Annotated in this window: 17 protein-coding genes and 2 pseudogenes; 15 read left to right on the top strand and 4 right to left on the bottom strand. The window is 69.6% G+C overall.

Going from position 1 to position 19,584, the window contains the following annotated elements; all coding sequences use genetic code 11:
* Positions 1–383: 383 nt before the first annotated feature.
* Together ACZ418_RS21375 and ACZ418_RS21370 are read left to right on the top strand one after the other, a co-directional pair.
* Positions 384–814, top strand: a pseudogene (locus ACZ418_RS21375) (DoxX family protein).
* Positions 815–1,495: 681 nt separating this feature from the next.
* Positions 1,496–1,909 carry a hypothetical protein gene (locus tag ACZ418_RS21370; RefSeq protein ID WP_468365049.1) on the top strand — a complete coding sequence of 138 codons (414 nt, stop codon included), beginning with the start codon at positions 1,496–1,498 and terminating at the stop codon, positions 1,907–1,909.
* 98 nt (positions 1,910–2,007) lie between these two features.
* Here the strand turns inward: ACZ418_RS21370 and ACZ418_RS21365 are convergent, their stop codons facing one another.
* Positions 2,008–2,361, bottom strand: a complete 354-nt coding sequence (locus ACZ418_RS21365) for a hypothetical protein (protein WP_468365047.1) — start codon at positions 2,359–2,361, stop codon at positions 2,008–2,010.
* A 127-nt stretch (positions 2,362–2,488) separates the two neighbouring features.
* Positions 2,489–2,794, bottom strand: a complete 306-nt coding sequence (locus tag ACZ418_RS21360) for a hypothetical protein (protein ID WP_468365044.1) — start codon at positions 2,792–2,794, stop codon at positions 2,489–2,491.
* 467 nt (positions 2,795–3,261) lie between these two features.
* Between ACZ418_RS21360 and ACZ418_RS21355 the strand changes: the two genes are divergently transcribed.
* The 4 genes and pseudogenes from ACZ418_RS21355 (at position 3,262) to ACZ418_RS21340 (ending at position 5,595) form a co-directional block, all read left to right on the top strand.
* A complete protein-coding gene (locus ACZ418_RS21355; RefSeq protein WP_468365041.1) occupies positions 3,262–4,107 on the top strand; it encodes a trehalase-like domain-containing protein in 846 nt (281 codons plus the stop codon).
* A gap of 12 nt (positions 4,108–4,119) precedes the next feature.
* Positions 4,120–4,341, top strand: a pseudogene (locus ACZ418_RS21350) (glycoside hydrolase family 15 protein); the annotation flags it as partial.
* 22 nt (positions 4,342–4,363) lie between these two features.
* On the top strand, positions 4,364–5,116 hold the full coding sequence (locus ACZ418_RS21345) for a glycoside hydrolase family 15 protein (RefSeq protein ID WP_468365039.1): 753 nt from the start codon (positions 4,364–4,366) through the stop codon (positions 5,114–5,116).
* On the top strand, positions 5,113–5,595 hold the full coding sequence (locus ACZ418_RS21340; protein ID WP_468365037.1) for a hypothetical protein: 483 nt from the start codon (positions 5,113–5,115) through the stop codon (positions 5,593–5,595). The genes ACZ418_RS21345 and ACZ418_RS21340 overlap by 4 nt, the downstream gene beginning before the upstream one ends.
* Positions 5,596–5,739: 144 nt before the next feature.
* On the opposite strand, the gene ACZ418_RS21335 is transcribed toward ACZ418_RS21340, so the two are convergent.
* Positions 5,740–6,477, bottom strand: coding sequence for a helix-turn-helix transcriptional regulator (locus ACZ418_RS21335; RefSeq protein WP_468365034.1), 738 nt, complete (start codon positions 6,475–6,477; stop codon positions 5,740–5,742).
* An 896-nt stretch (positions 6,478–7,373) separates the two neighbouring features.
* On the opposite strand from ACZ418_RS21335, the gene ACZ418_RS21330 reads away from it, so the two are divergent.
* The 8 genes from ACZ418_RS21330 (at position 7,374) to ACZ418_RS21295 (ending at position 16,773) form a co-directional block, all read left to right on the top strand.
* Positions 7,374–8,555: a metallopeptidase domain-containing protein gene (locus tag ACZ418_RS21330; protein WP_468365032.1), complete on the top strand. Its 1,182-nt coding sequence runs from the start codon at positions 7,374–7,376 to the stop codon at positions 8,553–8,555.
* Between the two features lie 226 nt (positions 8,556–8,781).
* A complete protein-coding gene (locus ACZ418_RS21325; protein WP_468365029.1) occupies positions 8,782–10,464 on the top strand; it encodes an ABC transporter substrate-binding protein in 1,683 nt (560 codons plus the stop codon).
* Entirely contained in the window at positions 10,461–11,408 is a 948-nt protein-coding gene (locus ACZ418_RS21320; RefSeq protein ID WP_468365027.1) for an ABC transporter permease, read from the top strand. The genes ACZ418_RS21325 and ACZ418_RS21320 overlap by 4 nt, the downstream gene beginning before the upstream one ends.
* Entirely contained in the window at positions 11,405–12,397 is a 993-nt protein-coding gene (locus ACZ418_RS21315) for an ABC transporter permease (RefSeq protein WP_468365024.1), read from the top strand. The genes ACZ418_RS21320 and ACZ418_RS21315 overlap by 4 nt, the downstream gene beginning before the upstream one ends.
* Positions 12,394–13,215 carry an ABC transporter ATP-binding protein gene (locus tag ACZ418_RS21310; RefSeq protein ID WP_468365022.1) on the top strand — a complete coding sequence of 274 codons (822 nt, stop codon included), beginning with the start codon at positions 12,394–12,396 and terminating at the stop codon, positions 13,213–13,215. Before ACZ418_RS21315 ends, ACZ418_RS21310 begins: the two co-directional genes overlap by 4 nt.
* Complete coding sequence (locus ACZ418_RS21305) at positions 13,212–14,234, top strand: ABC transporter ATP-binding protein (protein WP_468365019.1); 1,023 nt, start codon at positions 13,212–13,214, stop codon at positions 14,232–14,234. The genes ACZ418_RS21310 and ACZ418_RS21305 overlap by 4 nt, the downstream gene beginning before the upstream one ends.
* Complete coding sequence (locus ACZ418_RS21300; protein WP_468365017.1) at positions 14,231–15,511, top strand: alpha/beta fold hydrolase; 1,281 nt, start codon at positions 14,231–14,233, stop codon at positions 15,509–15,511. The genes ACZ418_RS21305 and ACZ418_RS21300 overlap by 4 nt, the downstream gene beginning before the upstream one ends.
* Before the next feature lie 65 nt (positions 15,512–15,576).
* Positions 15,577–16,773 (top strand): M6 family metalloprotease domain-containing protein, encoded by a 1,197-nt coding sequence (locus tag ACZ418_RS21295; protein ID WP_468365014.1) that lies wholly within the window; start codon positions 15,577–15,579, stop codon positions 16,771–16,773.
* Positions 16,774–17,320: 547 nt separating this feature from the next.
* Here ACZ418_RS21295 and ACZ418_RS21290 read toward each other — a convergent pair.
* Positions 17,321–18,286, bottom strand: a complete 966-nt coding sequence (locus ACZ418_RS21290; protein ID WP_468365012.1) for a LysR family transcriptional regulator — start codon at positions 18,284–18,286, stop codon at positions 17,321–17,323.
* Between the two features lie 146 nt (positions 18,287–18,432).
* Here ACZ418_RS21290 and ACZ418_RS21285 point away from each other — a divergent pair, with 146 nt between their 5' ends.
* A complete protein-coding gene (locus ACZ418_RS21285; RefSeq protein WP_468365010.1) occupies positions 18,433–19,581 on the top strand; it encodes an NAD(P)/FAD-dependent oxidoreductase in 1,149 nt (382 codons plus the stop codon).
* Positions 19,582–19,584: the final 3 nt, after the last annotated feature.

Raw genomic sequence — 19,584 nt, 5'->3', positions numbered from 1 at the left:
GTGGCGGGATCCGTGTCGGCCTGTGCGTTCGCGAGCGGCGCATGGAGTGCGGGAGGAGTTGCTGCCCGCCGTGGCCGTCGAAGCAGTCGGCCCCGGCGCCGTTCTGCTGGTCGTCCGACGCGCGAGGTCACCCCTGCTGGGGAAGTATCGGTAGCGGCGGCAGACGCCCTGCTGAAGCGCCGGTTTCGCCCGGTGAACCGATGTCTGTTCAAGTCGGCCTTCAACGCCTGTTTCGGCGTCCGTACCGGTGTTCTCACATGTCGAAGCGCAACACGGGTTGGCCTTCGAACCTCGCGCAACAGCCGACGCAGCGGGCCCCTGCGCAGCGGGTGACGGCCGGCGACTTCGGGCTGCTGCTGCTCAGGCTGACCTTCGGACTGTTCATGGCCGGGCACGGCTCCCAGAAGCTCTTCGGACTTTTCGGAGGCCCGGGCCTGACGGCCACCGGCAAGGGATTCGAGTCTCTGGGTTACCGCCCTGGGAAGGTCTTCGCGTTGATCGGCGGCCTGTCCGAATTCCTCGGTGGCCGGGGCCTGACCGTCGGGCTGCTCACGCCGCTCGCGGCCGCCGCCCTGATCTGCGTGATGATCAATGCGATGGCGACCGTCACCGGCGCCCACGGCCTCTGGGAAGCGGACGGTGGCGTGGAGTACAGCGTCGAGATCGCCGTCGTTGCCCTGGCCCTCGCCGCCATCGGCCCCGGCTGGTTGGCGCTCGACCGGTTCTTCCCCTGGGGAAGGGGCGGCTCTGGGCGGAGGCCGCCTGGACCCTTGGCCTTGGAGGCGTCGCCGCTGCGGTCACGCTGAGCCTGTGAAGGCCGTGCGGACCTCGGGATGGCGCACCCTGTAACCCGCACAGCACCATCCCGGCCTCCGAGACACCTGTGGCTCTGGAAACAGTAGAGGCGTGCCCGACGAGCGAGACGGGCAAAGATCAGATTTGGCCGCCGTCGGGGGCCAGAACATCCTGGTCGTCGGCTCCGACAGCCGCAAAGGGCTCGCTGACGCCTACGGCCAGAACCTGACCACCACGAAGTCCGACACCCTGATACTGCTGCACACCGGCGGTCACGGGAAGTGGGCCACCGTCGTCTCCTGCCCCGGGACTCATGGGTGCGGATCCCCGCCTGCTAGCGCGGTGACGGCTCGACATCGTCGCCCCATCACTTCGAGATCAACGAGGCGCTCGCGATCGGTGGCTCCACCCGCGACACCGCCGCGGCCGCTGCCTGCACCATCAAGACGGCCGAAGCCAACACCCAGGTCCGCACCGACCACTTTCTGATCGTCGGCTCCGCGGCTTCACCGGCATGGTCAACGCCCTCGGGGCGTCCAGGTCTCCCCCAAGCAGGCCATCCACGACAAGAAAGCCCTCCTCGACCTGAAGGCCGGATGCCAGATGGTCAAGGAAGACAAGGCCCTGGGCTACGTCCGCGCCCCGCTACAGCATCGGCGACGGCTCCGACATCGGCCGCATCGGCCGCCGGCAGGAGTTCATGCAGTCCCTCTCCAGCCGTGCCAAGTCCAAGCTGTACGATCCCGCCGTTCTGTACGACTTCCTGAACTCGGCGACCAAGTCCCTGACCACCGACCCGGCCTGGCCGGCATCGAACGCGACGTGCCCACCACAAGACCAACGTCACCTGGCAGACAACCCGCCGCGGCACAGCTGTTCAGCGCCCTCAACCACGACAGGAGATGACCAAGGCAGAACTGAAGCAGGCCACCACCGCACTCCTGCCCGCACCAACCAACTGCGCACCCTCGGCTACCAGATCACCACCACCGGCAACGCGCCCCTGCCCGGGGCCGGCACCCACCCTCTCCCCCAGGGAGCCTCCATCGGCCCCGATCTGCCGCCGTCATGGGATGAGGCGCTGCATCCGGGCCCGGGGGCGACGATCACATGATCTCGTCAGGGTTTCGCCATATGGGTCCGGGTGCCCGATGGGATCGAGCACCCGGATCCACCTTTGTTGTCACGGGTTGCGATCAGTTCTGGTGACACTCAGTCGCCCCAGCCCCAGCCGCCACCATGGCCCCAGCCGCCATGACCCCAACCCCAGCCGCCATGGCCCCAGCCGCCATGACCCCAACCCCAGCCGCCATGGCCCCAGCCACCGTGGCCCCAGCCGCCATGGCCCCAGCCGCCATGACCCCAGCCCCAGCCGCCGCCGTGGCCCCAGCCCCAGCCGCCACCATGGTCACCCCAGCCCCAGCCGTCGTCCTGGTGGAACGAGACGACGTGGGCGGGCGCGGCGGTGACAGCTGCCTGGGCGGCTCCGGTTCCGGCAGCGAGGGCCAGGATCGGTGCTGACGCGACCGCGATGGCCACTCTCTTGATACGGGTGTTCGCGCGCATGATGAGCCCCTCTCAGAGGGTGTGCTTGATCTACGGCGGCCTCGACTGGCCGTCCACTGCGCTTCAGAGCCTGCGCGTAGCTCTGTGCGTCACCCGCCGCCCGCGAAGCCCGCTCAGGCGGCGACCGTCAATTCCGCCACACAAAACGGACATAACGGTTCGACTTAAACGTACGACGAGCTTGTCGCCCAGTCAAACACAGCAGCATCGACGTCGACTTGGAGAACTGGCAAAAGACCAGCAGCGAGCGTGTCCGCCCCACGCCGACGATGCCGCCGCCGACGGACACCCGCCGCAATGATCGACTACAGCCCGCGCCGCCGCTTTGCCCCGACGCCGAACCGGTTTTCGAGACCACGGGGAACGGCAGCACAAGACGCAAGATGAGGTGATCGGCATGTTGCGTCCGATCTGGAACGGCACGGGTGCTCACTGAGGCACCTCGCGCGAAGGCGGTTGAGGCACCAAGTATTTCCGGGCGGGGTCGCTGCGCCGGGAGTACTTCCTGGACAGTCCGCCGCACGACAGTGTGCCCGCGGACAGGGGTCGCCCACGACCACCCCGCTGCGCGTCGACGGCCGATTCAACCAGCCGTAGCCCGGTACTAACTCCTCGCCGACAGCATCAGGAACGGGCGGGCCGAGAAGTCGGCGCGCAATCTTTGCTGGTGCCCCTGCCCCAGTGGCTTGCGCCTGTGGAGAGGAGACCCCGATGGCCAGGACCGCGGTCGTGCTGTGCGGCGGGGGAGCCTGAGTGCCATCCAGGTGGGCATGCTGCCGACGCTGGCCGACCACGATGTCGTCCCCGACCTTCAAACGCACGCGCATCAATGATCGGTTGCAGTCTGCGCGGGCTGCCGACGTCAGGGTGAGGAGGTCAGACAACTCGGAGGTGTTCCGGATGGGAAAAGGCTCTTGGGGGTCGGCCACCGACAGGCGGCCGGAGCGCCATGACGGGTACGCGCCGCTGCGGGAGTACGCGGCCATCGGGGACGGCCGCACCGTGGCGCTGGTGGCTCGCGACGGTGCCGTGGACTGGCTGCCGGTGCCCGATCTGGACTCCCCAACGGTATTCACCGCGGTCCTCGACAGTCATCACGGTGGCAGCTGCACCTTACGGCCGGCCGTGCCCTGGACAGTGGCCCGCCGCTACCTGCCTGGCACCAACGTGCTGGAGACCACCTTCACCACCGCCCTGGGCACGGTCCGTATCACCGATGCGATGACAGTGCCGGACACCCGTCTGACGCCCATGCGGGAACTGGAGCGCTGGGTCGACGGGCTGTCGGGAAGCGTGCCGATGCGCTGGAGCGTGACGCCCCGCTTCGGCTACGGCAGCGGCCGGACGCGCATCCGCACGCGGGCAGGGGCCCCGGTGGCCTCCTGCGGGGCGGACGCGGTCGCGGTCTGCACCTGGCAGGCCGACCGACCGCAGTGCACCGAGTCGGCGATGAGCGGCCACTTCGAAACCCGGCCGGGGTCCCGCGCACTGATCGCCTTGTCCTTCGCCCACCAGGAGCCGCTGATCCTCCCCTCGTATGCCGACTGCGATGCGCGCCTGGTACACACCTGCGCCGCCTGGCACCGCTGGCTGGGTGAGCGCACCTGCGGCAGGCCATGGCGGCAGGCGGTAGAGCGCAGCGCTCTGGCGCTGAAGCTGCTGGGCTTCGCTCCCTCGGGCACGATCGCGGCAGCCGCCACGTCCTCATTGCCCGAGCAGATCGGCGGGATCCGCAACTGGGACTAGCGGTTCTCCTGGATCCGGGACTCCGCCTCCACCCTGGACGCGTTCCTGCGGCTGGGCTGCGCCCGCGAGGCGCACGCCTACTTCTGGTGGCTGATGCACGCCACCCAGCTCACCCATCCGCGCCTGCGCGTGCTCTACGGACTGGACGGCGGCGCCCGCGCGATTGAGCGGACGCTGCCGCTCCAGGGCTACCGGGGATCCTCGCCGGCCCGGATCGGCAATGCAGCCTCCGACCAGCTGCAGCTGGACACCTACGGTGAGCTACTCCAGACCGCAATGGCTGTACGCGCAAGCCGCAGGACGGCTGGACGCAGACATCGCCCGCCGCTTCGCAGACATCGCCCGCCGCGTCGCAGAGATGGCCGACCTGGTGTGCAGGCTGTGGCGGGAGCCGGACGCGGGGATCTGGGAGGTCCGCAGCCGCCCGCTGCACTTCACCCAGTCCAAGATGATGTGCTGGGTGGCCCTGGACCGCGCCACACGCATGGCCGACCTGCGGCTCATCCCCGCGCGCCACGTTGACCGCTGGCGGCAGGAACGCCAGGCGATCAGGCACTTCATCGAGACCCGCTGCTCCAGCGACCGCAAGCACAGTTACACCCGCACCGCCGACAGCGAGGAGGTGGATGCCAGCCTGCTGCTCGGCCTGCTGTACGGCTACGCCCACCCCGACCAGCCGCGGCTGCGCGGCACGGTCGAGGCCATCCGCCGCGAGGTGGCCCACGGCCCGTTCGTCCACCGCTACAGCGACGCCGACGGCCTGCCCGGCAGCGAGGGCGCGTTCCTGGCCTGTTCCTTCTGGCTCGCCGAGATGCTGGCCGACTGCGGACGCGTCACGGAAGCAGCCGACCTGATGGACGAGCTGATCACACAGGCCAACGACGTCGGCCTGGACAGCGAGGAGATCGACCCGGCCGACGGCGCGTTCCTGGGCAACCTGCCGCAGGCCCTCAGCCACCTGGCGCTGATCAGCGCCGCCTGCGCCCTCACCGAACGGGACCAGCGATGAGTGTGACACCAGCGCTGGCGGGCGGGTTCCTCGGGACCCTGGTCCTCACCACCATGCTGCGGGCTGCGGGCGAACTCAGGCTCACCCGCATCGACCTGCCCTTCCTTCTCGGCAGCGCCTTCACCGCCAACCGCACCCGCGCCAAGGCCTTCGGTTACCTGCTGCACTTCACCATCGGACAGCTCTTCGCCCTTGGCTACTACGCCCTGTTTCTTGCCCTGGGCCACAGCAGTTGGTGGCTGGGGGCGCTGTTCGGACTCGCCCACGGCGCATTCGCCGGCACCGTACTGGTCAACATCCTGCTGCCCCTGGTCCATCCCCGGATGGGCACCCCCCTCACCAGCGCCCCCGATGTGGCGCTGCTCGAACCTCCCGGTTTCCTTATGCTCAACTACGGCCTGGTCACCCCGATCGTCACCCTCGTCGCGCACCTCGCCTACGGCGCCGTCGTTGGCGCCTTCACCTCCCTGAGCGCGTAGCCTGCCCGGGCTCGGCGTGGCCACAGCGTCGCTACGCCTCCCGACCTACGTGCCTGGCGACAACCTCAGGCCGAAGGCCTGGCGAAGACGGTGGAACACCAGCCGAGGGAATCTGCGACCGCGAGCGGCAAGCAGGGGCGCGGCTCACCGCTCGCAGGCGCCACCCCTCTGCGATTCGCCGCCCGCCGTGTCGTCGCCGCGTAGTTCGACGCAGCATGCGCCGGGCCTCGGGGCGAGTACCGCTGTGGTCTTGTCGCTTCCCAGACCGTGCAGGTAACCGGCCAGGAAAGCCTGGTTGACGGCGCAGACCAGGTCGGGGGCCTTGGCCGCCATGGGGTGGAAGGGGCAGTTACGCAGGCGCATCAGAGTGGGCCCGATGCGCTCCGGCTCGTAACCGAACTCCTCGAGTGTCTCGGCCGCTACGGTCAGTCCGCGCTCGGCGCCAAGGCGCCCGGGACGCACCCGCTCACGTTCGGCGGTGCCCAAGGCCTCCCCGCGCCGGTATGCCACGCGGAGCGCGGCCTCGCGAGCCGACTCCTCGTCCGTCTCGGTGAGCACGGCCTCGGTGAGGACGTCGGCCAGCATGCCGTAACGACGCTCGGGAATGGTCACCCCGATCGCCTCGTCCACCGCCTCGTACACCTTGGGCCTACGGCCGACCTTACGAATGCCCCCGGGCGATTCGACGCGAGCCTGGAGCAGACCGGCCGTCACCAGCTTGTCCAGGTGGAAGGCCGCAAGCTTGCGGGAGATGCCAAGGCTGTCGGCCATCTCCTCACGCGTCACCGGCCGCCGTTCTTGCCGGATCAGCTCGAACATGCGGCGCCGCGTGGCGTCGCCGAGGACGGCCAAGCTGGTCAGCGAGGCATGGTCAAGTCCCACTGAATCAGTATATCGACCATAAACATTTGCAGAACTTCTCGATGACGCTGTTGGTTTTGCGCCTCCTGTGAATTCATACGGAAATGATGTTCGTCGGAGTGCGGGTCCGGCTCGTCGGTCGTCTGAAGCTGCTGGGGACGGAGCATGACGACACCGTATTGCTCGGTACCGGTGATGAGGGGCAGGGGCCCGAATGCAGTGATGGCGTACCCGTCGGCGAGCCGGTGGTAGAGGGTGTTGGGGTGTCGGCCTGCACGATGCGGCCGTCCCGCATCACGGCGATGGTGTCGGCGAAGGCGAGTGCTTCGTCCACGTCGTGGGTGACCAGGATCGCGGTGGCGCCCGCCCGGCGCAGGGCGGCATCGGTCAGGTAGCACGTCACGTTCGATGCACGGCCAGGCTCCCCCAGGTAGGTCCGTACGGCGCTCCGGCCCTCGGAGATGGGCCCCAGCACGCCTTCAACCCGGTCGCACCTTGGTCATCTGAGGACCAGCCGCCGACCCGGTGAGGAACCGAGCCAGCCACCCGCGTAGGCCTGCGCCGGCCGAAGGACGACACTGCCGGAGTGCTCGACTCCTGGCCTATAGCGCTGAGTTATGGATTTCTGACGTCTCCCCGATGGTATGGGGATGGCCGAATACTCGTTCTTACGTGAACCGGTTACCGGAGTGCATGGCCGACGCCCCATGGCGCTGCGGTCGTTCGAGCCCTGACCACTCCTGCGACCGAGTAACAGTTTCCCCGCGCGAGTTGTCGCGCCAACCCTCACCAACCCACACATCCGGGTGCCGGCCGCATTTCGACGCTGTCCCGATCCCCGCTCCCCGTCGCCTGTCTCCGGAGGCACCATGCGCTTTCCAGCCACAACGAGACGCACGTCCCACGCAGCATCACTCGTGATCGTCCTGTCCGCCCTGCTCACCCTGATCACCCTGATCACCGGCCCCGCCCATCCCGCCCACGCGTACAACGGGAGTTCCTCGGCGTGTGCGCTCCAGGGGACGACCGGGTACACCGACGAGGGACAACAGACCGACTACACACGGTTCCAGAACCCGGTCGGCACCAAGCACGTGGCCGTGATCTACGTGGACTTCCCCGACGCCGCCGGCACCACCCTGCCCCTGACCCCCTACTACAACCAGTTGTCGGGCGCCGCCAACTGGATGTGGAACGCCTCCCACGGCAAGACATGGCTCGACCTGGAAGCCCCGTACGGCAACTGGGTCCGCATGCCGAAGAACTCCACCGACTACAACTGGGAACGCGGATTCTCCTGGACCACGCACCAGACCTATGTGGAAGACGCCCTCACCGGTGCCGCCGATGCCGGCGTCGACCTGTCCCAGTACGACATGTTCTACATCGTGCCGACCGGCACTGCGGCCGCGATCGGTCACTCCCCCACCTTCGTGCAGGACCCGGCCCAGCCGACCCAGGTGTGGAACGGGGCGACCCAGAGCTGGGTGACGATCCACTGGGCGGTGACCTTCGGCCAGGACATGTGGACCTGGGGCTACAAGGTCGCCGATCACGAGACCAGCCACACCTTCGGCCTGCCGGACCTCTACGCGTTCAGCGGCGATCAGAACCAGTACGTCGGCGGTTGGGACCTCATGGGCCTGATCTCGGGTCCGGCGCCGCAGTACCTCGGCTGGGAGGCGTGGAAGTTCGGCTGGATCACCGACTCCCAGGTCTCCTGCCTGTCCGCGGCGAACACGTACTCCACGACCCTCAACGGGGTGGAATACGGAGGCAGCGGCTACAAACTGGCGGTGATCAAGACCAGCGACACCACCGCCTACGTCGCCGAGTCCCGCAAGGCCGCGGGCAACGACTCCGGCGCCTGTGCCACCGGTGTCGTCATCTACAAGGTCGACACCTCGACCGCCACCGGCAGTGGGCCGATCCGGGTGGTCACCAACCCCGATGCCGCCGCCCCCACCGGGAACTGCACCACGCTGGACATGCAGACCTGGAAGCCCGGCCAATGGTTCGAGGACAGCACCGCCCGTATCCGGGTCTACGTCAACAGCTCCGACGCGTACAACGACACCGTCTGGACCTACAAGTGGTGACCGCCTAGCGCGAGATGCCTCCGATCGAAGGCGGTGTGGTCTGCGCATCATGCGCCGGCCGCACCGCCCCTGCGTCTCTTCGGCACGTATCGGCAGCGCTTCATGCCCCCGGGAGCAGCGTCCATAACCCGATGTTCTGGGAATCCGGGAGCTGGCCGTGTGGGCCTGGTCACGTACACCCTTGGCGCACGGCCGCAGTGAAATGTCACATCACATAGGAGTCACCGTGAGAGCACGACGTTCCGGGATGGTCATGGCTGCCGCCCTCGGACTCGTCACCGTCGCCGGCTGCGGGGGAGCCGACGGCGGCGACGGGCAGGGCGCGTCAGCGAGCAAGGGGGGCACGCTTCACGTGCTTTCCAGCCTCGACCTGGAGCACCTCGACCCCGCCCGCAACTACGTCACGTCCTCCGAGGACGTGGGCCGCCTCATCTACCGGACGCTGACGACGTACGTGGCGGCACCAGGGCCGGCCGGGGGAAAGATCGTGCCAGACCTGGCAACGGACACCGGCCGCCCGAGCGACGGGGCCCGCACCTGGACCTTCACGCTCAAGGCAGGGGTGAAGTTCGAGGACGGCCGGCCCATCGCCAGCCGGGACATCAAGTACGGGGTCGAGCGGAGCTTCGCCGCGGAACTCCCAGAAGGGCCGCCGTACGCACGCATGTGGCTTGCAGGGGGGCGGAGTTACAAGGGCCCCTACAAGGACAAGCAAGGGCTCGCCTCGATCGAGACCCCGGACGACCGGACGATCGTCTTCAAGCTCAACCGGCCGGTGGCCGACTTCGGTTCCGCGGTGTCGCTGCCGATCTTCGCCCCGGTTCCGCAGGACAAGGACACCGGGGTCCGCTACGACAGCAGGCCCTTCTCCTCCGGCCCCTACAAGATCGGGGACTTCGCACCCAAGAAGCAGCTCACACTGCTCCGCAACACCCACTGGAGCCCTGTCACCGACACCGTGCGCAAGGGGCTGCCGGACAAGATCGTGATCGATCTCAACCTCGACCCGGCCGTCGTCGACCAGCGGCTCATCGCCGCCCAGGGGCAGGACGCGGACGCCGTCGCCTTCGAGCCGGTCGGCCCGGCCTCGGTCGGGCCGGTGATGGCCAACCCCGCAGTGCGCAAGCGACTGGTCACCGGTGAGTCGATCAACACGCGGTACCTGAGCATCAACACCCGGCACAAGCCGCTCGACGACGTCCGGGTGCGGCAGGCGATCGCCTACGCGCTGGACAAGGACGCCCTGCGCACCGCCCGGGGCGGACCGATCGCCGGCCAACTGGCCACCACCCTGCTGCCGCCGTCCCTGCCCGGTGCCGTTACCGACGATCCCTTCCCCAGCCCGGACGGCAAGGGCGATCCGGCCAAGGCCAAGGCGCTGCTCGCCCAGGCAGGCCACGCCTCGGGCCTCAGCCTCACGCTCGACACCCCGGCCACCGCCGGCGGACAGGCGCAGGGCGAGGCCGTGCAGGCATCCCTGGCCAAGGCCGGGATCAAGGTGAAGATCAACGCGATCAGCTCGTCGGTGTTCTACAGCACCGTGGGCAACACCGCCCAGGAGCACGACCTGGTGATCGACGGCTGGACACCCGACTGGCCCGGCGCCTCCACCTACCTGCCCCTCGTTTTCGACGGCCGGCTGATCACCCCCGAGGGCAACAACAACCACGCCCAGTACGACTCCGCCGAGGTCAACGCCCGTATCGACGCGATCGCCCGGATGAAGGACCCGGCGGCCGCCGCGACCGCCTACGGCTCACTCGCCCAGCAGATCATGCGTGACGCTCCGGTCGTGCCGTTCCTGTGGGACAAGGCGGCGGTCCTGGTCGGCCCCCATGTCACGGGCGCCTACGGGCACATCGCCTACGTCGGCCGCCTGGACCTGGTCTCCCTGGGGCTGCGCAAGTGACCGCCACCCTCCCCGCCCCCGTGCCGTCGTCGGACACGCCACCTCGCCTCGGCCCGGACGAGACGTCCCTGCTGCGCCGGCTGCTGGCCCAGCGTTCCGCCACGGTGGCGCTGGCGGTGGTCGTGCTCCTGGTGCTCATCGCCCTCGCGGCCCCGCTGATCGCCTGGGCCGCCGGCTCATCCCCGACCGAGTTCCACTCCGACGCGGTGGATCCCGCGCTCGGCGGGCTGCCGCGGGGCACCGGAGGCGGTATCAGCGCCCAGCACTGGCTGGGCGTCGAGCCCGGCAGCGGCCGGGACATTCTCGCCCGTGTCGTCTACGGCGCCCGGGTCTCGCTGCTGATCGCCCTGCTCGCCACCGCCGTGTCGGTGGCGCTCGGAACGGCGCTCGGACTGGCCGCCGGGTTCTTCAGCGGCTGGACCGACACCGTCGTCGGCAGGCTGATGGACCTGCTCATGTCCTTTCCCGCCCTCATCTTCATGATCGCGCTGATCTCCGCGGCGCCGGGCGTGAACCGGCAGCTGCTGCTGGTCGTCGTGCTCGGCTTCTTCGGCTGGCCGTACGTCGGGCGGATCGTGCGCGGGCAGGCGATGGTGCTGGCCCGCGGCGAGTTCGTGGCCTCGGCCCGCGTGCTGGGTGCCTCCAGGCGCGCACTGCTGGTGCGGGAGGTGCTGCCCAACCTGAGTGGGCCGGTCCTCGTGGTGGCGACCATGTCGATCCCCAGTTACGTCGCCACCGAGGCGGGCCTGTCCTTCCTCGGCGTCGGGGTGCGCCCGCCGACCCCCTCGTGGGGTCAGATGATCGCCGCCGCGGTGCCGTGGTACGCCGCCGACCCCGTCTACTTCCTCATCCCAGGCGGCTTCCTGTTCGCGACCGTGCTCGCCTTCAACGTGCTGGGCGACGCGGTACGGGACGCACTCGATCCCCGGAGCCGACGCCGATGATCCTCTATGTCCTGCGCAGACTGGCCGCGACGGCGCTGATCCTGCTGGTGATCTGCGCGGCCACCTTCGCCATCTTCTATCTGATGCCCGCCGACCCGGCCCAGGGCGCCTGCGGCAAGGCGTGCAGCCCGGAGCGCATTGCCGAGATCCGCACCACGCTCGGCCTGAACCACTCGGTGGTCGTGCAGTTCCGTGACTACCTCGTCGGCATCGTGGCCGGTCGTACGTACGGCACAGGTGCGCAGGCCGTGCACTGTCCCGCTCCGTGCCTGGGATTCAGCTTCCAGACCGACCAGCCCGTGTGGCTGATGCTCACCGACCGCCTGCCGGTCAGCGTCTCCATCGCCCTCGGCGCGGCGGTGCTGTGGCTGCTGGTCGGCGTCACGGCCGGGGTGATCTCCGCGCTGCGCCGCGGCAGCCTGTGGGACCGGGCGGCGATGACGGCCGCACTCGGCGGCGTCTCGCTGCCGGTGTACTTCACCGCCCTGGTGCTGCAGTACCTGCTCGTCGTCAAGCTGGGCCTGTTGCCCTATCCGCAGGCGATCCCGCTCACCGCGGACCCGGTCGGGTGGGCTCAGTCCATGGTCATGCCGTGGATCACGCTGGCCATGCTCTACGCCGGCATCTACGCCCGGATCACCCGCGGTGAGATGCTCGACAGCCTGGGCCAGAACTACGTCCGCACCGCCCGCGCCAAGGGTCTGCCCGAGCCGACCGTGCTGCGCCGGCACGCGCTGCGGCCGGCGCTGATGCCCATCGTGACGATCTTCGGCATGGACCTCGGTGCGCTGCTCGGCGGCGCCCTCATCACCGAGTCGGTCTTCGGCCTGCCCGGCGTGGGAAAGCTCGCGGCCGACGCGATCAACAGCGCCGACCAGCCGGTGATCCTCGGCGTGACGTTGTTCGCCGCGGCGTTCGTCGTGATCGCCAACGTTGCGGTGGACCTGGTCTACGCGCTCCTTGACCCGAGAGTGAGGGCCGTGGGATGACCCTGCTGACCGTACGAGACCTGACCGTGGACTTCGCGAGCGGCGCGCGCGCCGTCGACGGACTCGAACTGGACGTGGCCGCCGGGTCGGTGCTCGGCGTGGTGGGCGAGTCCGGCAGCGGCAAGTCCGTGACAAGCCTGGCCATCATGGGTCTGCTGCCCGATGCCCGCGTCACGGGTGAAGTCCGCTTCGACGGACAGCAGTTGACCGGTCTGAGCGGGCGGGCGCTGCGCCGGCTGCGTGGTGACCGGATCGCGATGATCTTCCAGGACCCGCTGTCCTGCCTGAACCCCTACTACCCGGTGGGCTTCCAGATCGCCGAGGCCTACCGTGCACACCGCCGGGCCGGGCGCCGCGAGGGACACCGGGTCGCGGTACGGATGCTGGACCGGGTCGGCATCCCCGAGCCCGAACGGCGCGCCCGCGCCTACCCGCACGAGTTCTCCGGCGGCATGCGTCAGCGCGTGATGATCGCGATGGCCCTGTGCCTGGAGCCCGACCTGCTCATCGCCGACGAACCGACCACCGCGCTCGACGTGACCGTACAGGCCCAGATCCTGGAACTGCTGCGGGAACTACGGGAGCAGTCCGGCACCGCGATCATGCTCATCACCCATGACATGGGCGTGGTCGCCGGCCTGGCCGAGGAGGTCGTCGTGATGTACGGCGGCCGCGCGGTCGAACGAGGCCCGGTCCGCGAGGTGTTCTACCGCCCGCGCGACACCTACACCAAAGGCCTGCTCGCCTGCGTACCCCGCCTCGACGGGCCACTGCCCGATCGCCTGCCCACTCTGTCGACGCCGGAGGTGACCGCGTGAACGCGCCCCTGCTCGAAGCACGCGACCTGGTCAAGCGGTTCCCCGTACGGCACGGCCTGACCCGGCGGCTCGCCGGACACGTCAGGGCGGTCGACGGGGTGTCACTGCGAGTGGACGCGGGGGAAACGCTGGGTCTGGTCGGCGAGTCCGGCTGCGGCAAGTCCACCGTCGCCCGGCTGTTGACCCGGCTCATCGAACCCACCTCAGGAACGATCAGCATGGCCGGACGCGAACTCACCACGATGGACGAGCCGTTGCCGCGGCCCGTGCGCCGCGACCTGCAGATGATCTTCCAGGACCCGTTCTCCTCGCTGAACCCCCGCCAGACCGTCCGGCAGATCCTGACGGCCCCGTACCGCTATCAAGGGCTGACTCCCGACGAGCCGGTGGAGGATCTGCTGGTGCGGGTGGGCCTGCGGCCGGAACACGCCGCCCGCTATCCCCACGAGTTCTCCGGCGGCCAGGCGCAGCGCATCGGCATCGCCCGGGCGCTGGCACTGCGGCCGAAACTGGTGGTGTGCGACGAGCCCGTCTCGGCGCTCGACGTGTCGGTCCAGGCGCAGATCCTCAACCTGCTCAAGGACCTGCAGCAGGAGTACGGACTCGCCTACGTGTTCATCGCGCACGACCTCGGCGCGGTGCGTCAGATCAGCACGCGCGTCGCCGTGATGTACCTGGGCACGGTCGTGGAGACGGCCGACCGGGACACGCTCTACGGCAGCGCCGCGCACCCGTACACCCACGCCCTGCTCTCCGCCGTACCACTGCCCGATCCGGACGCCGAACGGGCCCGGGAACGGCTCGTGCTCCGCGGCGACCTGCCCAGTCCGCTCACCCCGCCCAGCGGCTGTCCGTTCCGCACCCGTTGCCCGAGGGCGGCCGACCGCTGCGCCACCGAACGGCCCGCGCTCAGCCCGATCGCCCCGGGCCACGAAATCGCCTGCCACTACCCCGAGCCGCTGACCGAGCAGATGTCCGTGCCGCTTTCCGAGTCGTCTGCCGAGGAAAGGACCTCATGAGCCGCAGCTACCGCCTGCCCGGCCTCGCCGTCACCGACCGCACCTTCACCGTGCCGCTCGACCACGCCGACCCTGCGGGACGCTCGATCCAGGTTTTCGCCCGGGAAGTGTCCGACCCGGCCCGCGCCGGAGAGCGTCTGCCCTGGCTGTTGTACCTGCAGGGCGGACCGGGCGGGAAGTCGCCGCGGCCCCTGAACGCCACCACCGGCTGGCTCGCCCGTGCCCTGAGGACCCACCGGGTGCTCCTGCTGGACCAGCGCGGCACGGGCCGCAGCACCCCGGTCACGGCCCGGTCGGCCGGACAGTTCTCCGATGCCCGGGAACTGGCGGCCCATCTCGCCTTCTTCCGCGCGGACTCGATCGTCGCCGACGCGGAGCTGATCCGGCACCAGCTGTGTGGCGACGAGCCATGGGAGACGCTCGGCCAGAGCTATGGGGGCTTCCTCACCCTCACCTACCTCTCCCAGGCCCCCGAAGGACTGCGTGCCTGCTACATCACCGGCGGCCTCCCCGGCCTGTACGCCACCGCCGACGACGTCTACACGGCCACCTATCCCGAGGTCAGGGAGAAGGTGACCGCCTTCTACGCCCGTTACCCCGGCGACCGGGAGCTGGTCCGGCGGATCGCCGACCTCCTCGACCGCCGCACGGTCCACCTGCCCGACGGCGACCGTCTCACCGTGCGGCGACTGCGCACCCTCGGCCTGATGCTGGGCATGGGGGACGGAGCCGAGCGCCTGCACTGGCTGCTGGACGAAGCCGTCGGTACCGACGGCGACCTCTCGGCGACCTTCCTGCAGCAGGTGATGAACCTGACGGGGTTCGTCGACAACCCCCTTTTCGCCGTTCTGCAGGAATCCATCTTCGCGCAGGGCGGCAAGCCCACCGACTGGGCCGCCGCCCGGGCGCTCACCGATCGCCCGGAGTTCGGTGAGGACGCCGACCCGCTGCTGTTCACAGGCGAGATGTTCTATCCCTGGATGTTCGAGGAGATCGCCGGGCTACGGCCGTTCCGCGATGCGGTCCGGCTGCTGGCCGAGCGAGCCGACTGGCCCGCGCTGTACGCACCGTCGCGGCTGGCGGCCAACCAGGTGCCGGTGGCCGCCGCGATCTACCACGACGACATGTACGTACCCGCAGAGCTGTCCCTGGCAACCGCGTGCTCGGTCGGCGCGCTGCGCGCCTGGGTCACCAACGAGTGGGAGCACGACGGGGTGACCGCGTCCGGCGAAGGCGTGCTGTCCCGGCTGATGGACATGGCCGTCGACCGGGCCTGACGTCCTCCCCCGCACCCACCTGCTTGACGTCCTTCCCCCCCAACCCGAAGGAGAGTAGAGGAGACATGTCCGGATCCATCAAAAGCCTCAGAGCCCTTGCCGCGGGCGCCGCAGCGACGGCGTTCCTGTCGCTCACCGCCGCCGCCCCGACCGCGACCGCGGCGCCGGCGCACAGCACCGCTCCCGCCACCGACTGTGCTCTCCCCGGCAGGACCGGCTGGACGGACGAGGGCCACGCCACCGACTACACCCAGTTCCAGCGACCTCTCGGCACCAAGCACGTGCTCATGCTGTTCGTCGACTTCCCCGACGCTCAGGCTTCCGGTTCCACGTCCGACTACTACCGGGAACTGGCCCCGGCCGGCGACTGGATGAGGAGGGACTCCTACGGCCGGACCCGGCTGGACATCACCCCGCTGGCCCGTTGGATTCGGATGCCGCAGGACTCCACCAGCTACGGCTTCCAACGCGGGATCACCTTCGAGCAACACGAGACGTACGTCCGGCAGGCGGTGGCTGCGGCAGATCCGTACGTCGACTTCTCCCAGTACGCCATGGTCTACATCGTCCCGGCCAGGTCAGCCTCCGCGATCAGCTTCTCACCGACGTACCTGTACGACCCCACCGCCGCGGGCGTCACCGCCGACGGCACGCGCATCAAGTGGGCCGTGACCTTCGGGCAGGACATGTGGCACTGGGGCTTCAAGGTCGCCGACCACGAGACCAGCCACACCTTCGGCCTGCCCGACCTCTACGCGTTCACCGGCACCGACTACCACCGCTTCGTCCGCGGCTGGGACCTCATGGGCAATATCGCCGGCGCCGCCCCGCAGCACCTCGGCTGGGAGCGGTGGAAGTTCGGCTGGATCGACGACAGCCAGGTCGCCTGTCTCCCCTCGACCGGAAGCCGCACCGCCCTCCTCAAGGCCGTCGAAAGCCCCGGCGGAACGAAGATCGCGGTGATCCGTACCGGCGAGACCACCGCCTACGTCGCGGAGTCCCGCAGGGCCGTCGACGCGGACAGCAACGCCTGTTCCACCGGCGTGCTCATCTACAAGGTGGACTCCTCCACCCAGACCGGCTACGGCCCGGTCCAGGTCGTGAACGGCAACGCCGACGCCACCCCGCCCTCGGGCTGCCAGGCCCTGGACATGGCGGCCTTCCACAGCGGGCAGTCCTTCACCGACCCCGACGCCGGCGTCCGGATCGACGTGGATGGCAGCGGTCCTCTTCACGATCGGATCACGATGACCAAGCAGTGATTCCCCGGCGGTCACAACGCCTTGCGGGCAAGCCCGTCACGGACGCCCTCCCTGGTGACGCCGAGCTTGTCGAACCTCCTGCCCAGGGGGAGAGCTGGTCGCCGTAGCCGAGGCGGCCGGGGAGCGCGCGCCGGTCGGGGCCCAGTTCGCGCAGCGCGTACCGCCGCCTCGTAGGGACGGGCCGGGGGGCAGGGTGCGCGGATGCCGTTCCATGGCACGGGCGACGTCGTGCGGCGGCCGATGCGGTGCCACAACAGGCGGGCGCTCTCGAAGGGTTCGGCCGCGGCGACCAGGCTGTTGCTCCTCGCCCAGGCACAGGTCCGGCGCAGAGCGTCCACGGTGGGCGACGCGGTCGCCCAGTTGTCCGGGTAGATGTACGCCTCGGGCAGCCGAGACCGCGCGGCGCACACCGGAGCAGGGCCATGACCGGGAAGGTCCGCTTCCGCCCCCCTCACGGTGGATGTCCCTGGACGACACGGGAGTCCATCAGGCTCGCGTCCAGCTCACAGTGCCGATCATTTCGGCACGTCACCTGCCGCGCGGTGATTCACTCGGGCAGGCGCAGCAGCTCCGGATGGCGCCCGCACCATCGTGCGTAGGCCGGAGTGCCGGCACAGGTGGCGAGATATCCCTCGGCGACCCTCCGGACGATCTCGTCGCCGTGTGCGGCCAGCGGCCCGTCATGGCGCCAGGCGAGCACGTGGCGGTACCAGAGCGGATTGCCGGCGAGCGGCCGCACGGCGACGCCGGGCACCTCGATGAAGGTCGCCTGACACAGGCTGACCGCCAGGCCCGTCCGTACGAGGTCGATCAGTTGCCGGCCTTCCGCCTCGTAGGGCGTGCACGGCTGACGGCCCGTCCGGGAGAAGACGGACGCCCAGTACTCCCGCGTGCGATCGCTGTCCGGGTGGGGCATGGCCCAGTCATCCGCGATGAGTTCCTTCAGGCTCACCTCATCACGGACGACCAGCGGGTGGGTGGACGGGAGCAGGGCGAAGACCGGCTCGGTGACGACCGGGCGCAGGACTACTCCCTCGCGGGGCGGGAGCTCGTGGCCGGGGTTGTCTCCGAGGACCGCCGCTTCCAGGCGTCCTGCCGCGAGGTCGTCGAGCAGCGGCGACGGGGAGTACTGGCATCGGGTCGTCACGTCCGAGCCAGGGACCAATTCGCTTGTGGCCAGGACGAGATCGGCGAGCAGCGGCCCGCCCACCGCTCCCAGGCGGACGCGGCCGGGGGCGCTTCCGCAGCGGGCGGCGCGGGCGGTGTCGGCCAGCAGGCCGTCGATGCCCGGCAGGATGGCCCGCGCCCGGGTGAGCACCAGCTCACCCAGCGCGGTGGGTTCGGCACCCGTCTGCCCGCGGTCGAAGATCGGCCCGCCCAACATGGCCTCGATGCGCCGCAACTGGGCGCTGAGCCCGGGCTGGGTCATGCGCAGCGTCGCGGCGGCACGGGTCAGACTTCCGGCCTCCGCGATCGCGCAGATCACTCGCAAATGCCGCACCTCCAGATCCATGGCGCGGATGGTAAGGAGCGGCACGCGCTTTCCGGCAGGGGTCGGGACCCCAGTCCCATATGAAATGTCACACATGACCTGACACCGATAGGGACACCCCGCTCAAGGCCTTGGCAGCCGCAGTGCAATGTGAAATATTACTGCCCGTGCCTACGAGAGATTCCTCGGACGTCATCGTCGTCGGAGCGGGAATGGTCGGTGCAGCCTGCGCCTACTACGCCGCCCGCGCCGGTCTTTCGGTCACCGTGATCGACCGCGGCGCCGTCGCCGGCGGAACCACCGGCGCAGGAGAGGGAAACCTCCTGGTCTCCGACAAGGAACCCGGGCCGGAACTTGAACTCGCCCTGCTGTCCGCGCGGCTGTGGCAGGAGCTGACGGCATCCCTTCCGCCGCAGATCGAGTACGAGACCAAGGGCGGCTTGGTCGTCGCGTCCGACGCGGCAGGGATGGAGGCCCTGCGGGACTTCGCGGCAGGACAGCACAAGGCCGGAGTCATGGCGGAGGAGATCCCGTGCGACCGGCTCGGCGACCTGGAGCCGCACCTCGCCCCCACACTGGCGGGCGGCTTCCACTATCCCCAGGACGCCCAGGTCCAGCCCGCCCTCGCCGCGGCTCACCTGCTTCGCGCCTCAGGTGCCCGGATCCGCCTCGGTGAGGAGGTCACACACCTCCTCACCGAGGCGGACGGCGAGGTGACCGGCGTGCGGACGGCTACCGGCACCCTCCACGCCCCGCGGGTGGTGAACGCGGCCGGCGCATGGGGCGGCGAACTTGCCCGACGTGCTGGTCTCGACCTGCCCGTCCTGCCCCGCCGCGGCTTCGTCCTGGTCACCGAACCCCTGCCGCGCATGGTGCGTCACAAGGTGTACGCGGCGGACTACGTCGCCGACGTGGCAAGCGGGTCGGCCGCCCTACAGACCTCAGCCGTGGTGGAAGGAACCCCGGCGGGTCCCGTGCTGATCGGCGCCAGCCGGGAACGGGTGGGCTTCGACCGCACCCTGTCGGTCGAAGTGCTGCGCCGCCTCGCCGCCCAGGCCACCACCCTGTTCCCCGTGCTGGCCGGGGTACGGGCGATACGGACCTACGCCGGCTTCCGCCCCTATCTCCCCGACCACCTGCCGGCGATCGGCCCCGATCCCCGCATGCCAGGACTGCTGCACGCCTGCGGCCACGAAGGCGCCGGCATCGGACTGGCCCCGGCCACCGGACTGCTCATCGCCCAGCTCCTGACCGGGAAGCAACCTGGTGTGGACGTTGGCCCGTTCAGCCCCGGCCGCTTCACATCCGTCTCCTGACCC

The organism is Streptomyces sp. NPDC030820, from assembly GCF_055572075.1.
Note: the sequence above shows the minus strand (reverse complement) of the source record. Positions and strands in the feature narration are given on the sequence as shown.